This window comes from Pseudomonas sp. SORGH_AS_0211, from assembly GCF_031453455.1.
Lineage (GTDB): Bacteria > Pseudomonadota > Gammaproteobacteria > Pseudomonadales > Pseudomonadaceae > Chryseomonas > Chryseomonas aestiva.
The window spans coordinates 3,596,160-3,612,821 of sequence record NZ_JAVIZV010000001.1 but is presented as its reverse complement, the minus strand read 5'-3'; the positions used below and the strand labels follow the sequence as shown (position 1 = coordinate 3,612,821).

Annotated in this window: 14 protein-coding genes; 8 read left to right on the top strand and 6 right to left on the bottom strand. The window is 63.1% G+C overall.

Going from position 1 to position 16,662, the window contains the following annotated elements; all coding sequences use genetic code 11:
• Position 1 precedes the first annotated feature (1 nt).
• From QE393_RS16730 to QE393_RS16720, 3 genes are all read right to left on the bottom strand, one after another.
• Entirely contained in the window at positions 2–1,114 is a 1,113-nt protein-coding gene (locus QE393_RS16730) for a ParA family protein (RefSeq protein WP_310044774.1), read from the bottom strand.
• 21 nt (positions 1,115–1,135) lie between these two features.
• Positions 1,136–2,989, bottom strand: coding sequence for an NERD domain-containing protein/DEAD/DEAH box helicase (locus QE393_RS16725; protein WP_310044772.1), 1,854 nt, complete (start codon positions 2,987–2,989; stop codon positions 1,136–1,138).
• Positions 2,990–3,356: 367 nt separating this feature from the next.
• The gene (locus QE393_RS16720) at positions 3,357–3,749 is read right to left on the bottom strand and encodes a globin domain-containing protein (RefSeq protein WP_310044771.1); all 393 of its coding nucleotides are present in this window, start codon (positions 3,747–3,749) and stop codon (positions 3,357–3,359) included.
• Between the two features lie 217 nt (positions 3,750–3,966).
• On the opposite strand from QE393_RS16720, the gene QE393_RS16715 reads away from it, so the two are divergent.
• Both QE393_RS16715 and QE393_RS16710 read left to right on the top strand, forming a co-directional pair.
• The gene (locus QE393_RS16715; RefSeq protein WP_273808954.1) at positions 3,967–4,659 is read left to right on the top strand and encodes a bacteriorhodopsin; all 693 of its coding nucleotides are present in this window, start codon (positions 3,967–3,969) and stop codon (positions 4,657–4,659) included.
• Between the two features lie 2 nt (positions 4,660–4,661).
• Positions 4,662–5,513, top strand: coding sequence for a Brp/Blh family beta-carotene 15,15'-dioxygenase (locus QE393_RS16710; protein WP_273808955.1), 852 nt, complete (start codon positions 4,662–4,664; stop codon positions 5,511–5,513).
• Here QE393_RS16710 and QE393_RS16705 read toward each other — a convergent pair.
• Together QE393_RS16705 and proP are read right to left on the bottom strand one after the other, a co-directional pair.
• The gene (locus QE393_RS16705) at positions 5,487–5,966 is read right to left on the bottom strand and encodes an Lrp/AsnC family transcriptional regulator (RefSeq protein ID WP_064309082.1); all 480 of its coding nucleotides are present in this window, start codon (positions 5,964–5,966) and stop codon (positions 5,487–5,489) included. The two genes, QE393_RS16710 and QE393_RS16705, sit on opposite strands and share 27 nt — an antisense overlap.
• 524 nt (positions 5,967–6,490) lie before the next feature.
• Positions 6,491–7,942 carry a glycine betaine/L-proline transporter ProP gene (proP, locus tag QE393_RS16700; RefSeq protein WP_183633305.1) on the bottom strand — a complete coding sequence of 484 codons (1,452 nt, stop codon included), beginning with the start codon at positions 7,940–7,942 and terminating at the stop codon, positions 6,491–6,493.
• A gap of 281 nt (positions 7,943–8,223) precedes the next feature.
• Between proP and QE393_RS16695 the strand changes: the two genes are divergently transcribed.
• Positions 8,224–9,201: a DUF6515 family protein gene (locus QE393_RS16695; protein ID WP_310044768.1), complete on the top strand. Its 978-nt coding sequence runs from the start codon at positions 8,224–8,226 to the stop codon at positions 9,199–9,201.
• Positions 9,202–9,220: 19 nt separating this feature from the next.
• On the opposite strand, the gene QE393_RS16690 is transcribed toward QE393_RS16695, so the two are convergent.
• Complete coding sequence (locus tag QE393_RS16690) at positions 9,221–9,904, bottom strand: class I SAM-dependent methyltransferase (protein ID WP_273808958.1); 684 nt, start codon at positions 9,902–9,904, stop codon at positions 9,221–9,223.
• Between the two features lie 748 nt (positions 9,905–10,652).
• On the opposite strand from QE393_RS16690, the gene QE393_RS16685 reads away from it, so the two are divergent.
• Genes QE393_RS16685 through QE393_RS16665 form a run of 5 tightly spaced genes read left to right on the top strand, consistent with a single transcriptional unit; the run spans position 10,653 to position 16,660 of the window.
• Positions 10,653–11,159 (top strand): GspH/FimT family pseudopilin, encoded by a 507-nt coding sequence (locus tag QE393_RS16685; protein ID WP_310044767.1) that lies wholly within the window; start codon positions 10,653–10,655, stop codon positions 11,157–11,159.
• Positions 11,150–11,755 (top strand): type IV pilus modification protein PilV, encoded by a 606-nt coding sequence (pilV, locus tag QE393_RS16680; RefSeq protein ID WP_273808960.1) that lies wholly within the window; start codon positions 11,150–11,152, stop codon positions 11,753–11,755. Before QE393_RS16685 ends, pilV begins: the two co-directional genes overlap by 10 nt.
• Positions 11,752–12,492, top strand: coding sequence for a prepilin-type N-terminal cleavage/methylation domain-containing protein (locus QE393_RS16675; RefSeq protein ID WP_310044766.1), 741 nt, complete (start codon positions 11,752–11,754; stop codon positions 12,490–12,492). Before pilV ends, QE393_RS16675 begins: the two co-directional genes overlap by 4 nt.
• Positions 12,489–13,097 (top strand): PilX N-terminal domain-containing pilus assembly protein, encoded by a 609-nt coding sequence (locus QE393_RS16670; protein WP_273808962.1) that lies wholly within the window; start codon positions 12,489–12,491, stop codon positions 13,095–13,097. The genes QE393_RS16675 and QE393_RS16670 overlap by 4 nt, the downstream gene beginning before the upstream one ends.
• Positions 13,094–16,660 (top strand): pilus assembly protein, encoded by a 3,567-nt coding sequence (locus tag QE393_RS16665; protein WP_273808963.1) that lies wholly within the window; start codon positions 13,094–13,096, stop codon positions 16,658–16,660. Before QE393_RS16670 ends, QE393_RS16665 begins: the two co-directional genes overlap by 4 nt.
• The last annotated feature ends 2 nt before the right edge of the window (positions 16,661–16,662 follow it).

The following is a 16,662-nucleotide window of genomic DNA, read 5'->3' as shown; positions in this document are numbered from 1 at the left end:
CTTACCCCAATAGAGAGATGCGGTTAATGAGATCTTCGCAAAAGCTCTGATATGCTGGGCCTGTTGAGGCATATTTGGCACTAGCACCTGTCAGAGTATTTTTGTGGTCATCATGGACCCCGTTGGGAAGAAGTTCTGGCACTCTCCACATTGGTCTATGATAAAACTGAGCCATAGATGGAAAAGTATTGTGCGTATACATTAGAGACCTTCCTCCAATGGGGGCGATAAGTAATTCTTCTGGTAAGTGATCTCTTAATGAAGGCTTAATGTTTTCGCATATCGTCTGAGGAACTTGTCTTGCGTAATTGTAATGTGCTGCGGCAAGCCCCCAAGTATCTTCGCTGCCTGAGTATTTTTTGGCGTTGTATATCGTATAGCCCAGGAATGTCACATATCTTTCAGGGAAATATTTTCGCTTTTCGCTGGAAATAAGTTTATAAATTATGTCGAATTCATCTTTCCAGGCGGAAAGGGCTTTTCCTATATTTCTTATTCCGTACAAAGAGAAGAGATCTGGTAGGGCTGGAACGAAGAATCCATCCACTGTGGATATTACCGATTTATTTAGTGCTCCTAGGCTCGGAGAGGTGTCTACGATAACATAATCGTAATTGTGGATTTCTGAATATCGTTCAGCCAGTTCTCTAATCTTTGTGATTGTTCTTAATGCTAAAGGCTCTCCACGATAGAGATCTGTCCATCGGCTTGAGATTTTCTCTTCAAAAAAGTGAAGGGTCAACCTTCCTGGAATAATGTCGAGAGTTTTTGTTATGCTTAGCGGGGGCGGTAGCTGTTCGAGTTCTCCGGTGCCTTCTTCTGCAGGTTTTACAAGGTAATGTAGGCTGCGAGGATTTTTATTTATATCTTCGAATTGGCTTTGTGATAATTTTTTTCTTTGAGATTCAAACCCTTCATTTATGAATAAGTCTTCTTCTTCCCATATTTTATGTATTTCTTCTTCAGCTACTGAATATATTGTTAAGTTGCACTGTGGGTCTGCGTCGATCATCAGGACTTTGTTGCCCATCTCCGAAAGAGCATGACTTATGTGGTATGTAAGGGTTGTTTTGCCAACGCCGCCCTTATTATTAAACACTGATATGACTTTCATTTTTTTCTCCTGTTGAGCCTTTCAAAGGTGCCGTTTGTTAACGTAGTCTTTCAGTTTTTTTGTGAAGCATGATTTCTCTTGGTACGTCATTACCAACCGATCAATCGCCCTCGTCATCGCCACATACAGCAACCGCGCCTCATCCACCTCCGGCTCGCCCTGCTTGGGCATCTCGCCTAGTCCTGGAATCAATACCAGCCCGAACTCCAATCCCTTGCTGGAGTGCATGCTGACGATCTTGACGCTGTCTTCTTCATCGTAGAGTTGGCCACGGCCCTTGGTGCTGGCGCCGGAGCGGTAGGGGAGGGCGGCTTTCTGGAGTTCGTATTCGGCCTGGTAGGCCTGGCGGGTGCTGCGATAGAGGATGGCCATGTCGCTCAGGAGTCGACCGTTTGCCTGTTCGTCGCGGATGCGGGTGATGAGCAGGTCCCACTCTTCGCGGTCGCTGCCGCATTGAATGAGTTCGGGGAAGGGGCCGCGGCGGCCGGCGCTTTCCGGGGCGATCAGGGGCACGCCGTCTTCGCTGGCGTCGCGGCTGGTCAGCAATTCGGTGGCGAAGGCGCGGGCCACGGACAGAATTTCTACCGTGTTGCGGTAGTTGAGCTTAAGGATGGTGGTGCGGCCCTGGGCCTGGATGCCGACGCTGGCGAAGCTGAAGTCCAGCGCCTTCTTGCCGCCCTTGCCGCGATAGATGGCCTGGGCGTCGTCATAGAGCACCAGCAGCGACTGGGTGCTGGGGTCGACCATCTGCACCACCAGCTGGAACCACTCGGGGGCGAAGTCGTGGCCTTCGTCGATCAGCACGGCGCTGTATTGACCGCGGGGGATCTGGCCACGGTCGACGCCATCGATGGTGCGCAGCACGTACTGCTCCATCTTGGCCGCTACCGGCAGGCGGTGGTCCGGCTTGTCCACCTGGTAGGCGGTGAGCATCTCGGCGCACCAGGCGTGGAAGTTCTGCACCACCACCCGCTCGCCCAGGCCCCTCTGCTCGATCACCTGGCGCAATCGACCGGCCAGGGACTTGTTGTAGCAGAGCACCAGGATGGGTTTGACCGAGACCTTAGCCAGGTGGGCGCAGCGATAGCCGAGGATCATCGTCTTGCCGCTGCCGGCGGCGCCGTGGATGACGCGGTGGCCGTCGCCCAGGGAGCGCGCCAGTTGTTCCTGCTGCAGGTCCATGACCTTGATCAGGCTGGGCAGGGGCGCCTCGGCGGCGTCGAACAGGCCGAATTGGCCGGGCTGGCTGTTGACTCGCACCTCGGGGTAGAGGTGATACCGCACCCGGTCGATCTGCGGCAGGCTGAGGGCGCAGGGAAAGACGTGGGGGAACATGTCCCAGAGGCGTTGCTGGAAGGCCTCCGGATCTGCGGCTTCGGTCATCTCGTCCTGGAACAGCACCCGCTGGGGGTCGAGAACGTCGGCGAGATCGGTCTGCTCGAATTGGCGGCGGGTGATGCCAGTGAGCACCACGCCCCAGCCCCAGGGCATGATCAACTGGCCCGGATGGGGCGAGCCGGCGCTCTGGCGCAGCAGCGGGTCCTTTTTCAGCAGGAGGTCGACTTCGAGGATGTAGGAGCGGGCTTGCAGCAGGGGGTTGGCGACAGTCTTGAGGCCGTCCTGGGTGTGCAGGCGGACCTTGCCCGGGGTGACGGATTCGAGGGTGGCGAGCTTCCAGTCCTTGACCTCCAGCACCAGGATGCCGCGCCGTGGATGCAGCACGACGAAATCCGGATAACGGGCCTTGGGGCCAACCGGGACGTTGCTCCAGCAAAGGTAATCGTCTTCGAGCAGCTTTTCCAGGCGTTCGGCGAAGCGGCGTTCACCGGGCGTATCGAACTGGCATTGGCTGCGAGCGGGGAAAAAGCGGGCCATCGGTCATCCATTCCGAGGTGCGGGCCAGGGCGAATAAACCGAGACCTGGTGCACAAAAATCCTTTCGTCATACGTTAGCCAGGCGGGGTCGACGGGTAAAGCGGGCAAATGACCTCGGCAGGTGATTGGCGGGGGTTGGCCGACCGATGGTGGCTGGCAGGTGGCCGGTATTGGGCTGTTTTGGGGGATATAGGGGCGTTTCGAGGGTCGGTTTGCCCTCACCCTGGCCCTCTCGCTGGAAGAGGGCCGGGGTGAGGTGCGGTGCCTTGGGTCGTTGGGCTTCGACGGTGGAGCTGTTTCAACCCAACCTACGGGTAGCGGGTAGGTTGGGTTGAGCGCAGCGAAGCCCAACAGGGCCCAGGCTGGCTCAGTAGTAGCTGCGCATCACCGCTATCCCTGCCTCCAGCACCTCCTGCCATTCCTGGCGCAGCGCTGGAGAGAAGTCAGGATCATGTTGGGTCAGGGTGGCGAGCAGGCAGTCGACCCAGAGATCGTAGAGTGCGGGGTCGATGTCCAGCCGTGCGCGGCAATGGCTTTCGCCTAGCTGACGCAGCTTGGTGGCGGGCATGCCGCGGGCCACCAGCACCAGGTTCATGATGCCGTGGCGCAGCAGCAGCTTTTGCGCGGCCATGTCGGTATGGGCGAACTTCTCCCGGACCCGGGGCGAGCTGGCCAGGAAGCGCTGGTAGAAATCATCGAAGAAGGCGGGGCTGGCGCAGCAGCGTCCGTAGCTCAGCATCACGTTCTGGGCCGGCAGCATGCGGATTCCTGGGCGGGCAAGAAACGGCGCAGCTTGCCTGGGCGATGCGGCGGACATCTTGATCCCGGTCAAGGGCAAGGTGGCTCGCAGACCGCTGAAACATTTTGAACCAACTCTCGCGGCGACTTCTCTACCTTAAGCGCAGCGGTCGCCGAGAAACCCCTACTCCAGAGGACCTGGCCGTCACTGCGCACCTCTCGTCCCCCTGGAGAACCCCATGAGTCAGACCCCCCTGTTGCTCGGCTTCGTCATCATGTCGCTCGCCTCGCTGGCCATCTATGCCAAGGGTGCGCACCGCGGTCCGCTGCGCGGCCATACCCTGGTCCATGCCGCCGTGCCCTTCATCGCCGCCACGGCCTATCTGGCCATGTACCTGGGGGTCGGCAATCTGATCAAGCCGGACGGCAGCATCACCTACGTCGCCCGCTACCTGGACTGGACCTTCACCACGCCGCTGCTGCTGGCCGGGGTGGTGAGTTCGGCCTATCTGGGTGCCCGTGAGCAGGAAGGCGAGGCGGGTTTCGTGGCCTCCATCGTGACCCTCGACGTAGTGATGATCGTGACCGGCCTGGTCGCGTCCCTGGCACCCTACGGCACCCTCAAGTGGGTGTTCTTCGCCTGGTCCTGCGCCGCCTTCGTCGGGGTGCTCTATCTGCTGTGGAAGCCGCTGGCGACCCTGGCTGGGCAGCACGCCGCGATTGGCGCGGCCTATCGCAAGAACGTCGGCTTCCTCAGCGTGCTCTGGCTGATCTACCCGGTGGTGTTCGCCGTGGGGCCGGAAGGTGTCTGGGCGGTGAGCGACACGGCCACGGTCTGGATCTTCCTGATCCTCGATGTGCTGGCCAAGGTGGTCTATGCCTTTACCTCCGAGCGTAATCTCAAGGCGGCCCTGGCGCGGCCCGGCGTCTGAGCATGACGGCCACCGGGCGAGGCTGGCTGGCGCTGGTGCTAACCGCCGGGCTCGTCAGCCTGGCGGGCGGGGCCGGGCAACTGGCCTATGCCCTGGCGGTAGGCCTGGGTCTGGGCCTGCTGCATGGCGCCAGCGATCTGCGGCTGGTCGCGCCCGCGCGGCGCCTTGCCTTTCTGGGCTGCTATCTGGCGACGGCCCTGGCCTGTCTGCTCTGCTGGCAACTGGCAGGCACGGCGGCTTTGCTGCTGTTCCTGCTGCTCTCGGCCTGGCACTTCGCTCATGAAGACGAGCTGTTTCCCGATCGGCTGACTTCGCTGGCCCTGGGGCTGTTCATTATTGGCGGTCCGGCGGTGGTGCACGAAGCCGCCGTCGCCCGGTTGCTGGCCCTGGCCATGGGGCCGGCTGCCGCTCTGGCCCTCGCAGACTGGCTGGCCCGTGTACTCGCCATGGGTGGCTTGCTCGCGCTGCCAGTGCTGTTGCTGGCCGCCTGGCAGCAGCGTTGCCCCAGGTTGGCGGTAACGCTGCTGGCCGTGGTGCTGGCGCCGCCCCTGGTGGGGTTCGCCCTGGGCTTCTATCTGCTGCACGCCGCGCCCCAGACCGGGGTGCGCCAACGTTTGCTGGGGACGGCCACCTTCAAGGCCTATCTGCGCCTGACGTGGCCGATCCTGCTGGGCGCTGCGCTGTTTGCCCTGGCCGGTGGCTTGGTGTTCCTGCTGCAGGAGCGTACCGGCATCCGCGCGTTGTTCGCCGTGCTAGCCGCCTTCGCCGTGCCGCACATGCTGGTGCTGCCGCGTTTTCTCGAAGCCGGCGTCGACGCCGCGCCGCGCTCAGGGCCGCAGGTGGTTGAGCGGTAGTTCGGTACTGGCCAGGATCTGGTTGAGCACAAAGCTCGACCGCACGCTGGAGACGCCCTCGATGCGCGTCAGGGTGCCCAGCAGCAGCTGCTGGTAGTGCTCCATGTCGGGCACGACGACCTTGAGCTGATAGTCCGCATCCATGCCGGTGACCAGGCAGCACTCCAGCACCTCGGGGCACTGGGCGATGATGGCCTGGAAATTCTCGAAGCGCTCCGGGGTGTGCCTGTCCATGCCGATCAGCACGAAGGCGGTCAGCGACAGGCCAAGTTTCTTGCGGTCGAGCAGGGCGACCTGGCGGGTGATGTAGCCGCTGTCTTCCAGTTGCTTGACCCGTCGCGAGCAGGGCGAGGGCGACAGGCCGATGCGTTCGGCCAGTTCCTGGTTGGAGAGGCGCGCGTCGCGCTGCAGTTCTGCCAAGATTTTCAGATCGAAGCGATCGAGTTTGTCCACTTTGCGTGCCTTGCGCTAGCCGATTGCGCCTAATCCTAGGTTTATGGCCAGGGATTGCGCAAGAGGTAGGAAAGAAGCTGCACAACGCAACCCGCTGCCGGCAGCAGGGGCGTAAGCTGAACTCAACTTCGATAGCCCGGTAGAGCTGTCCAACGAAGGCGCCCCAGGAGGGCCTTTCGCATCGTCAACGACGGTATCCCGTCCGCGCCGCCCGGGCCCGCCCAGGTCACCATTCCTGGTCGATCGCAGCCACCGTCACGAGCGGTGCGAGAGGACAACGAATTCAAGGGGAGGCCGCAAGGTCTCCCCTTTTCTTTTGGGCAGGATGTGGTGGGGGCTGGTGCTCACCCCGGCCCTCTCCGGGGGGACAGGGGCATTGGGGGAAGGTTTGGTAAGGGGGGAAGAGCAGCGCGGCCATGGCGGTCCGCCGATGCTGCCGCTGCTTTGGAGGCTATTCGATCGCGGCCATGGGCCGCTCCTACCGGTACGGATACCCCTGTAGGAGCGGCCCATGGCCGCGATGCTCAGGCCTGCCCGGGCGGCTGCTTGTCCACGGTGAGGGGCGCGTCGCTGGCTAGGAATTCCCGGGCTTCCTCTTCGCTGGCCACCGAGGGCGGCGAGCCGCGCAGGGGTTGGCCGGCGGTTTCGCGCACGGTGAGCATGGTCAGGATGCCGATCACCGCCGCGGCCATCATGTAGTAGGCCGGCACCAGGGGGTCGCCGGTCTTTTCCACCAGCCAGGCGGTGACCAGCGGGGTGGTCCCGCCAAACAGCGACACCGAGATGTTGAAGGCGATGGACAGGGCGCTGTAGCGGATCGGGGTGTAGAACAGCGCCGGCAGGGTGGACGGCATGGTGCTGGTGAAGCAGGCCAGGGCCATGCCCAGCAGCATCAGGCCGAGGAAGATCAGCCAGTCGTGACCGCTGCCGATCAGCTTGAGGCAGGGAATCGCCAGGACCAGGATCGCCAGGCAGGCGCCGATGATCATCGGCTTGCGGCCCAGGCGGTCGCTGAAGAAGCCACCGAGGATGTTGAGCGGCATCATCACCACCATGACGATGAGGATCAGCAGCAGGCCCTTGGTCTCGGCGTAGCCCATGGTCACGGCCAGGTAGCTGGGCATGTAGGTCAGCAGCATGTAGTCGGTGACGTTGAACACCAGCACCAGGCCGATGCACTTGAGCAGGGCGACGCGATGCAGGGTGAACAGCTCGCGCAGGCTGTGCGCCGGGCCGTCCGCCGCCTTGCCTTCGTTGGCCTCGGTATGGGCCTTGAAGGCCGGGGTCTCTTCCAGCTTGAGACGCATGTAGAGGCCGAGCAGGCCGAGCGGGCCGGCGATGAAGAAGGGCACGCGCCAACCCCAGTCGAGCAGCTGTTCCTGGGTCAGGGCCGCGGTAAGTGCCGTCACCGTTCCCGCGCCGGCGATGTAGCCGGCGAGGGTGCCGAACTCCAGCCAGCTGCCCATGCGTCCGCGGGTCTTGTCGGTGGCGTATTCGGCGATGAAGGTCGCCGCCCCCCCGTATTCACCGCCGGTGGAGAAGCCCTGCACCACACGCGCCAGCAGCAGCAGGGCGGGCGCCCAGATGCCGATGCTCTGGTAGCTGGGGATGAGGCCGATGCTGAAGGTGCCCAGGGCCATCATGATCATGGTCAGCGCCAGCACCTTCTGGCGACCGTACTTGTCACCCAGGGGGCCAAAGACCATGCCGCCGATGGGGCGAACCAGAAAGGCCACGGTAAAGGTGGCGAAGGTGGCGATCAGCTGGGCCGCGGCATCGCCGTCGGGAAAGAAGACCTTGCCCAGCGTTACGGCCAGGTAGCCATAGACGCCGAAATCGAACCACTCCATGGCATTGCCAAGGGCGGCGGCGCCGACGGCGCGCTTGACCAGGGAATTGTCGACGATGGTGAGGTCGTCCGGTTTTACCTCATGGCGGCGCTTGAACCAGCCAACGTGATGATGGTGTTTCGACATGTGTTTTCCTCCTTGCGTGGGGCCATAGACCCGAGCGGACCGCTAGAAGTGCGATGACAGAGGGGCAGAAACTTCCCCGCTACCTCCAGGGATCGGCCCCGGCAATGCCCGAAGCCTGCGATGGTTGCAGGCCGGGGTGTTCGCTCCGTCGTTGCGAGCCCCGGATCTCTCGGCACCCTGCAGTGGCCGTTCGATGGCAGCTGGGCGCGCAGCTAACAGCCAGGCTGGGGCAGGGTCCAAGCCTTGGGGTACTCTGGGTCATCCCCTCGTGGAGCCGTGCGATGAAGTCGCCTGCCGTGCTGTGTGCGCTTGTCCTTTCCGGCGTTTCCCTGTGGAGCGCCGCGCCCGCCTGGGCCGATAACAACTATCGCCTCGGCGGCGGCTATGTCACGCCCCCGGCGGGCGCCCAGCCGCCACCGGTCATGCCCCCAGGCAATGCCGGACGCTGGCAGGGCGGCGGTCAGGGTGACTGGAATGGTGGCCCGCCCGGGCGTGGCGACGGTGCTGGACGCGGCAATGGTCCGGCCCTGGAGCGCTGGGAGCGCAACGCCCCCCCGCCACCGCGGCCGGGCTATCAGCCGGCCTGGCAGGATCGACCCGTCCCCGTGCCGCGCCCCGGCTACATGATGCCGGCGCCCGACCAACCAGAACGGAACTACCCGCCGCCGCCACCGCGTCCGGAGCGGGATCCCCACTGGGCCGGTCCGCGCCCCGGCTGGGGCGCCAATCCCCAGTGGCGACCGGGTTTCGAGGTGCCGGGCGTGCCGGCCGGCTTCACCCGCGTCTGGTACCGGGACAGCCAGTATTACTATGCCGACGGCTACTGGTATCGCCCCCAGGGGCCGCGCTATGTGGTGACCCTGCCGCCGACCGGGGTGCGCGTCAGCGTTCTGCCGGCCTTCGCCGAGACCCTGTGGATGGGCGGCACCACCTACTACTTCGCCGCGGGCAGCTACTACCGCACCGATCCGGGCGGCGGCTTCGTCACCGTCGCCGATCCCAGCGTAGCGGCCGTGCCGACCACGACGGCAGCGCCTGCAGGAACGGGTTACGACGCCTATGACGTCACCGCCTATCCCCTGCAGGGACAGTCGCCGCAGCGCTACGCCACGGATCGCTACGATTGTCGGCGCTACGCCGCCGGAGAGTCGGGCTTCGATCCCGAACGACCCGGCGCGGTCGCCGATCCCTATCTTACCCAGCGGTTCCGCCAGGCACTGGCGGCCTGTCTGGCGGGGCGTGGCTATCGCGTGGAGTAGTTCTCGCCTGGAGTAGCCGTCAGTCGTTGGTCAGCTGCACCAGGGTGAACAGCCCGAAGGGCGGCACGCTGCTGCGGCTGGCGCGGCGCAGGTCTTCGCGGGAGAGGATGGAGTCCATGGCGAAGTCCGGGTGCCAGCCAAGCTTGCGCGAGGCCGGTGCCAGGGCCTTTTCCGCCAGCAGCCGCAGCCCGCTCTCGGCCTGGAAGTGATTGACCAGCAGGATATGACCGCCCGGCTTCACCACCCGGCGCATCTCCTGCATCAGCTTGCGCGGGTTGGGCACCACGGACGCCACGAACATGGCCACGGCGATATCGAAGGAGCCGGTGGGCAGGCCGGTGTCCTCGGCATTGGCTTCGAGCAGGGCGTCCACCGTGGTGAGGGCGTCGCGGCCGACCCGTTCCCGGGCCTTGGCCAGCATGTCGGGCGAGAGATCGATGCCGGTGACGCGCTTGTCGGCGCCGTAGTGAGGCAGGGCCAGCCCCGTCCCTACCCCCACTTCCAGGACCCGGGTACCCGCCAGGGCGTTGACCGCCGCCACCGCGCGCTTGCGGCCCGGCGCGGAAACGCCGCCGAACACCCGATCATAGACATTGGCCCAGCGCCGGTAGGCGGAAATGATGGCGGCATTGTCCAGCGCGGAGTGCGGTGCGGAGCTATCGGCAGTATTCAGCGAATAATCGATTTTCTTCGAGTCGTGCATAGCGGCCTTGTCATTGTCGGTAGATGAAAGCAGCGGCGTTACGAAGCGGATTTGGCGCGGCGTCCGAGGGTGATAAGTGCAGTCTGTGGGTCGATACAGGCGCTTCGCTATTTCGTCGGGCGGATTGAAAGTGGCTCTTTCGCCTTTGTGTCCAGGGGCTGCAAGCCAGGCGTGACGGCTGCTACAGATAGGATCGTTACCGTTTTAGAACAATAGCACCGTGTTTGGCTAGTTATGTCTGGCGTTATCTCGCCTGGATGAGAAGTTGGTAGTTTTAATTGTTTTTGATTGTTCGTTCTTTCAATTTAAATATCATTTTATTATTTGTTCGTTCAATTAATGGGTTTGGCCAGATACACAGCGGCGTACTTCCTGGCATAGCTGAGGTCGGCAGATAACAAGTAGAACGCTGGGAGCGGTGGGAGGCAGACAGGGGAGGGTAGGGAAGGCAAGGGTCAGCGGGCTATGAGGCGTCTCTATTCAAGAGTCTGACCTTTGCCAGGGGGCAGCCGATCAAGACCCGCGTTTCAGAGCATACGGGCGGGAAACAGATGCTTAGATAACATATCGATAGCTGGCTTTATTTACATTTTGCAAAGCAATCTGCCGTGCTGCAGGCCTTCGTTTCGCTCGTGCTGGCCCCTTCCAGTCATCCCGCCAGGATGGCCGAATATCCCGCTATTGCTGATTTACAGCCCGCTTGAGTGCAGCATCCTTGCCATTCCGTCACTTACAAGGCAGACCTGGCATGCAGAAGGCTGCGGGCTTCACTCTTACCGAATTGCTCATAGTCATGGCGCTGGTGGCGATTCTGGTCTCCATCGCAACACCCGGCTTCGGCGCCATGACGAGAGCCAATCGCGTTCTCGTGGCCACGAATGAGCTGACTAATCTGCTCACCTATGCCCGGAGCGAGGCCTTGACCCGGGGGCTCAACGTCAGCGTCGAGGCCCCCGGCGTTAACAACTGGTCCGGGGCGCTCAAGGTCACCACCGCCAGCAGTACAGTGACCGGTGGCATGGAAATCCTGAGGACCTTCGAGGGCACCGGCCTGGCGCCCAGCGGCCTCAACAGCACCGGGACCGCCACGCGCCTGACCTTCAGGCCCAACGGCACCCTGGCGAGTGCCTTCACCATCCGACTCTGCGCCAGCAACGACAGGAGCACCCCGGGCAAGGTCCTCACCGTCACCCAGGGTGGCCATACCGAAGTGGCCGACTTCACGCCGACATCAGTGAGCACCGGATGCAGCTGAGACGCGAGCCTTCCCAGGCAGGCTTCAGCCTGATCGAGGTGCTGGTCAGCCTGGTGATCATCTGCATCGGCGTGCTGGGACTGGTGGCACTGCAGTCGCGCAGCCTGGTGCTGTCCCAGGATGCCATCCAGCGCAACAACGCCATCATGCTGGCCGGCGACCTGCTGGAGCTGATGCGCAGCAACGCCGGGGCCGCCCTGGACAGCAAAGGTCGGTTCAGCATCGACAGCACCTATGCCAAGCCGGTCGGTGAGGACTTCACCACCCGGGCCCTTGAGGCAGCCGATGGCTCCTGTGCCACCCTCGCTCGGGGGCAGGGCGGGGAGACCATCGCCGGCAAGGATCTGACCTGCTGGCTGCAACAGGTGCGGACGCTGCTGCCAGTCAGCGATGCCATCCTCAAGGCCAATTTCGCGGTATGCCCGACGCGCCAGCCGCCGCAGGTGGGCAGCGCGGCGCCCTATGCGGACCCCGATGCCTGCGTGTCACCCGATGCCTCCATGGTCATGATCGTCCTCGCCTGGCAGGACAATACCGGCAACAGCGCCGGCTGCAGTGGCGGCCTGTGCTTCTACACCCTGAGGGGCGAGTTATGAGGGCGCAGCGCGGCCTGTCCATCATCGAACTGATGGTGGCCCTGACCCTGAGCAGCTTTCTCATCCTGGCGGTGACCCAGCTGTACCTGAACAACAAGCGACACGCGCTGTTCCAGGAAGGCCAGGTCAGCAACGAGGAAAACGGTCGGACCGCGCTGCTGCTGCTCGACCAGCAACTGGCGCGCGCGGGCTTTCGGGCCAATCCAACCCTGCAGACGACTCTGGAGACCGCCTTTGCCGCGCGTCCCGCTACCAACGGCTGTCCGGCGATGAGCAGCGGCCAGGCCATCGCCCTGACCGATGACAAGACCGGGCTGTGCCTGCGCTACCAGGGTGAGACGAAGGGCAAGGACAGCGACTGCCTGGGCAATCCCATCGCCGAAGATACCAACGGTAACGGCACCGAGGTGCTGACCCGGATCAGCTACGTCGCCGATCCCGCTGGCGCCCTTGGCCGCGGTACCCTGCAATGCAGCGCCCAGGGCAAGCCGGCCCAGATCATCGTCGCCGGCTTGGCGGATTTCGTCTGGTTCACGTTGCCCACCCCCAGCCAGGCGAGTCAGGCGGTGCGCTATGCCGCGCTGTTTTCCAGTCGTGCCGTACCCACCGAGGGTATGGCCAATGCCATGGCCGCCAACTGGAAGCCCCTCACCGGGCGCGAATTGCCCGCGGGCGCCAGCACCCAGGTGCTGCAGATCGTCCAGGGCAGCGTCACCTTGCGGAATCTGATGCCATGAAGTCCCGTTCACCCCGGCACCAAGGGGGCGCGGTGCTGCTGATCGCCCTGGTCATGCTCCTGCTGCTCACCCTGCTGGCCGTCACCAGCATGCGCGAGACCACTTTGCAGAACCGAGTGGGTGGCAACGTCTCCGAACAGAAACGCGCCTACAACGCCGCCGAATCGGCGTTGCGCGAGGCCGAACGGCGGCTCAGCACCCTGCGGGGGACCCAGGCCTTCAGCAATGCCAGCGGTGGCTTCGACTCCTGCACGACCAGTGCGACTGTCCTGGCGCCCACCGTCGAGAATCTGTGCATCCTCAGCGACAGCAAGGATCTGGACACCCAGGCCAAGGTGCAGACGTGGGCGCAGGCTGCGCTGCAGACCATGGAGCCTGTACCTGCAGCGAACTCCGTGGGTTATCGCGGCTTCGATGGCCAGTCCCGCTATCGCCTGGCGCCGCGCTGGGTAGTGACTGCCATGCAGGGTGGTCCGGAAGGTGATCTAGGTGACGTGTACCAGGGGCGTGGGACCTATTACTACCGGGTAACCGCCGTCGCGCGTAGTGGTGGGGCGCGTTTCCCGGTCATCCTGCAGAGCATCGTCAAGCTGGAGGTGAAATGAAGCTTTCGTTCCGTATGGCGCTATCGGCCGCCCTGCTTGCCTCGGCCAGCGTCAGCGCCAGCAACCTGAACATCGGCCAGCAACCGCTGTTCCTGAGTACCGGCGTCGATCCCAATATCATCGTCACGCTGGACAACTCCAACAGCATGAAGTGGGGCTTCATTCCGGATTCGCTGGGCTACAGCGCCAATGGCCTGCGCACCACGCGGCGGGTCAAGTCGGCGGCCTTCAATGCGCTCTACTACAACCCGGCGGTGAGCTATGCCGTACCGAAGAAGGTCACCTTCAGCAATGGGGTTCTGACGACCACGGACTATCCGGTCAGCAGCGGCACCGGCTTCGATTTCACCCGGGTATACGTGAATGGCTTCCGACCCGGGGCCGGCACCGTGGATCTGAGCCGGGACTATCGCGTCGCCTGGGAATACGACACCGCTCGTGGCCAGGACACGAATTACAACGCCGGGACCAATTATGGTGGCGCTACCGGCACCATCTACTACCTGGCAGAAAATCCCAGAGCGGATTTCTATGTCTGGTGGAACGATAGGACCGAGGCGGGGGTTCCAGCCTATTACTACACGTTCAACAAGGGAAATCCCAACTGCCAGACGTCGAATGAAGACTGCTATACACTGGTAAATCCTACCTCCGCGGCCGATCGGCAGAACTTCGCCATCTGGTATGCCTTCTATCGCAATCGCGCGCTGAGCATGCAGTCGTCGGCCAACCTGGCCTTCTCGCAATTTTCCAGCTCGGTGCGGCTGACCTGGCAGGACCTGAGCAACTGCACCACCCTGAACTCCGGCACCGATTGCTCAGGCATCAGCTACCGCGGCAGCAACCAGCTGCGCACCTTCGATGGCCAGGCGCGGGCCAACTTCTTCCGGTGGCTGGGCGATATCAACTTCAATACCGGCACGCCGCTGCGCAGCGCCCTGGATCGTGCCGGACGCTTCCTGCAGACCAGCGGCAGGGACGCTCCCTACGCCAAGGACCCCGGGGTGACCCAGAGTCCCGAATATGCCTGCCGCCCGAGTTATCAGATCATGATGACCGATGGTAAGTGGAATTCGGACAATATCGGTGCCGGTAACGTGGATGGCAGTGGGCAGACGCTTCCGGATGGCACCAGGTACTCGCCGCGGGCGCCTTTTACCGATAGCGCGAGCAATACCCTGGCCGACCTGGCGTTCAAATACTGGGCGACCGATGCCCAGCCGGGGATCTCGGACAAGCTCTCGCCTTATGTTCGCGACCCTAGCAGTAACACCGATACCCAGTACTGGAATCCCAAGAACGATCCGGCGACCTGGCAGCATTTGGTCACCTATACCGTTGGCTTCGGCCTGAGTTCGTCGCTGACCAACCCGGCCTGGGGCGGCAGCACCTTCGCCGGCGGCTACAGCCCGACCATGAGCTGGCCCGCCGCCAGCAGCGACAGTGACAACAACGTCTATGACCTCTGGCACGCGGCGATCAACTCCCGCGGCGACTTCTTCAGCGCCGACGATGCCAATGGCTTGGTCGACTCCCTGAATCAGGTGGTCAATCGTATCGCCCAGACCAATACGGCCAGTGCCGGCCAGGCCTCGTCACCGCTGCTGGACAGCACCCAGAGTTCCAACTACAGCTATGTGCCCAGTTTCTCCAGCAGCGACTGGAGCGGCGACCTTGCCAAGTACCTGCGCACCTCGACGAGCACTACCAAGGTCTGGAGTGCCCAGAGTCGTCTGGACGCGGCTTATGGCGCGGGCGGCTTTGCCGCGCGCAAGGTGTACATGAGCATCGGCGGTGTGCTGCAGCCGTTCCTGTGGGGCAACCTGAGCGACGACCAGAAGACGGCGCTGAACCGCAACGCCAACGGTACCCGCGACAGCTATGGCGAGGCGCGGCTCAACTACCTGCTTGGCGATCGGAGCAAGGAGAGCCAGACGGCCACGCCGGCCCTGCGCATTCGCAACCATCTGCTCGGCGACATCATCGATTCGACACCGGCGCTGGTCAGCGCGCCCAGCAGTCCCGCTGCCAGGATGAATGCGCTCGGCGCCGCCGGCAGCTACAGCGCCTTCCAGCAGAAATGGGCCAAGCGGGCCACGCGGATCTACGTCGGTGCCAACGACGGCATGCTGCATGCCTTCGACGACAACGGCGACGAGGCTTTCGCCTTCGTCCCCACTGCGGTCATCCCCAATCTCCACAAGCTTGCCGATCCGAGTTATACCGGCAGTACCCATCAGTTCTACGTCGATGGCGCGCCAGTGGTGCAGGACGTCTACGACGGAGAATGGCACACCGTACTGATCGGTACCCTGCGTGGCGGTGGCAGGGCAGTGTTCGCCCTCGATATTACCGATCCCAATGCTCCCAAGGTACTTTGGGAGCGCAGCGCCAATGATGCGGATTTCGGCGAGTTGGGCCTGACCTACAGCCAGCCGGTAGTTGCCCGGCTGCATACCGGCAGCTGGGCAGTGCTACTGGCCAATGGCTACAACGGCGCCAACGACAAGGCGGTGCTCTATGCGCTGGATGTGATGACCGGCAAGCGCATCGCCGCGCTCACGCCCGAGCCCAACGATGGTCTGACCACGCCCAATGGCCTGGCTGCGCCGACGGTGGCCGATGTCGATGGTGATCTGGTCGCCGACTACGTTTACGCGGGCGACCTGCACGGCAATCTCTGGCGCTTCGATCTGATCGGCAGCGAGCTCAAGGCCAATGCCAGCGCGAGCGCCTTCAAGGTCGCCTTTGGTGGTGCACCCCTGTATCGCGCCCGGGCGTCCCGCTACACCAGTGGTGACGCCAACCAGGTCCAGGCCATCACCGCGGCGCCGCGCCTGTTGCGGCATCCCTCGGGGATTGGCCATCTGCTGATCTTCGGCACCGGCAAGTACCTGGAGACTGGCGACGCCACCGCCGTCACCGGCAAGGCCATGAGCCTGTATGGCATCTGGGACCGCCAGACCGCAGGCAAGGCTGCCGACAGTACGCCGACCCTCACCACGGCCAATCTGCAGGTGCAGACCCTGGGCAGCGACACTCAACTTACCTATACGAGCACGGCCCAGGTCTCGGTCACCACGACGGCCAATACCCTGAGCACCAACGCGGTGGACTGGTACGGCGACAGCAACAGGACCGGCAAGTACGGCTGGTACCTCAATCTGCCGTCGACGGGGGAGATGATCGTCACCAAGCCGCTCTACCTGGCCGATACCCTGCTCGCCGCGGCCCTGGTGCCCAATGACAATCCTTGCGATTCGGGCGCCGTTACCTATCTTTATGCAGTGGACCCCTACACGGGTGGCGGGACCAATCACCTGCAACTGGGCAGCCAGCTCCGCTACGCCCGCCTGCAGATGGCCGGACTGCTGAGCGGACTGAACGCATTTGTGTATGGCGATGGTCCTATCAGTGTGGGCGGTACCCTCCTGCCGGGCAGCAACGATGGGTCACAAGGGGGTAGCGGCGGTGGCGGTGGCAACATTGGGGGCGTGCCGTTGGCCAAGCCATCCGAGCGCCAGACCTGGCGTACCTTCTCCAATCAGAATCCCGATCCCTGAGG

Excerpts from the sequence above, each read along its gene's own strand:
- QE393_RS16730 (WP_310044774.1), bottom strand. The coding sequence starts at position 1,114 with ATGAAAGTCATATCAGTGTTTAATAATAAGGGCGGCGTTGGCAAAACA.
- QE393_RS16725 (WP_310044772.1), bottom strand. The coding sequence starts at position 2,989 with ATGGCCCGCTTTTTCCCCGCTCGCAGCCAATGCCAGTTCGATACGCCC.
- QE393_RS16720 (WP_310044771.1), bottom strand. The coding sequence starts at position 3,749 with ATGCTGCCGGCCCAGAACGTGATGCTGAGCTACGGACGCTGCTGCGCC.
- QE393_RS16715 (WP_273808954.1), top strand. The coding sequence starts at position 3,967 with ATGAGTCAGACCCCCCTGTTGCTCGGCTTCGTCATCATGTCGCTCGCC.
- QE393_RS16710 (WP_273808955.1), top strand. The coding sequence starts at position 4,662 with ATGACGGCCACCGGGCGAGGCTGGCTGGCGCTGGTGCTAACCGCCGGG.
- proP (WP_183633305.1), bottom strand. The coding sequence starts at position 7,942 with ATGTCGAAACACCATCATCACGTTGGCTGGTTCAAGCGCCGCCATGAG.
- QE393_RS16695 (WP_310044768.1), top strand. The coding sequence starts at position 8,224 with ATGAAGTCGCCTGCCGTGCTGTGTGCGCTTGTCCTTTCCGGCGTTTCC.
- QE393_RS16690 (WP_273808958.1), bottom strand. The coding sequence starts at position 9,904 with ATGCACGACTCGAAGAAAATCGATTATTCGCTGAATACTGCCGATAGC.
- QE393_RS16685 (WP_310044767.1), top strand. The coding sequence starts at position 10,653 with ATGCAGAAGGCTGCGGGCTTCACTCTTACCGAATTGCTCATAGTCATG.
- pilV (WP_273808960.1), top strand. The coding sequence starts at position 11,150 with ATGCAGCTGAGACGCGAGCCTTCCCAGGCAGGCTTCAGCCTGATCGAG.
- QE393_RS16675 (WP_310044766.1), top strand. The coding sequence starts at position 11,752 with ATGAGGGCGCAGCGCGGCCTGTCCATCATCGAACTGATGGTGGCCCTG.
- QE393_RS16670 (WP_273808962.1), top strand. The coding sequence starts at position 12,489 with ATGAAGTCCCGTTCACCCCGGCACCAAGGGGGCGCGGTGCTGCTGATC.
- QE393_RS16665 (WP_273808963.1), top strand. The coding sequence starts at position 13,094 with ATGAAGCTTTCGTTCCGTATGGCGCTATCGGCCGCCCTGCTTGCCTCG.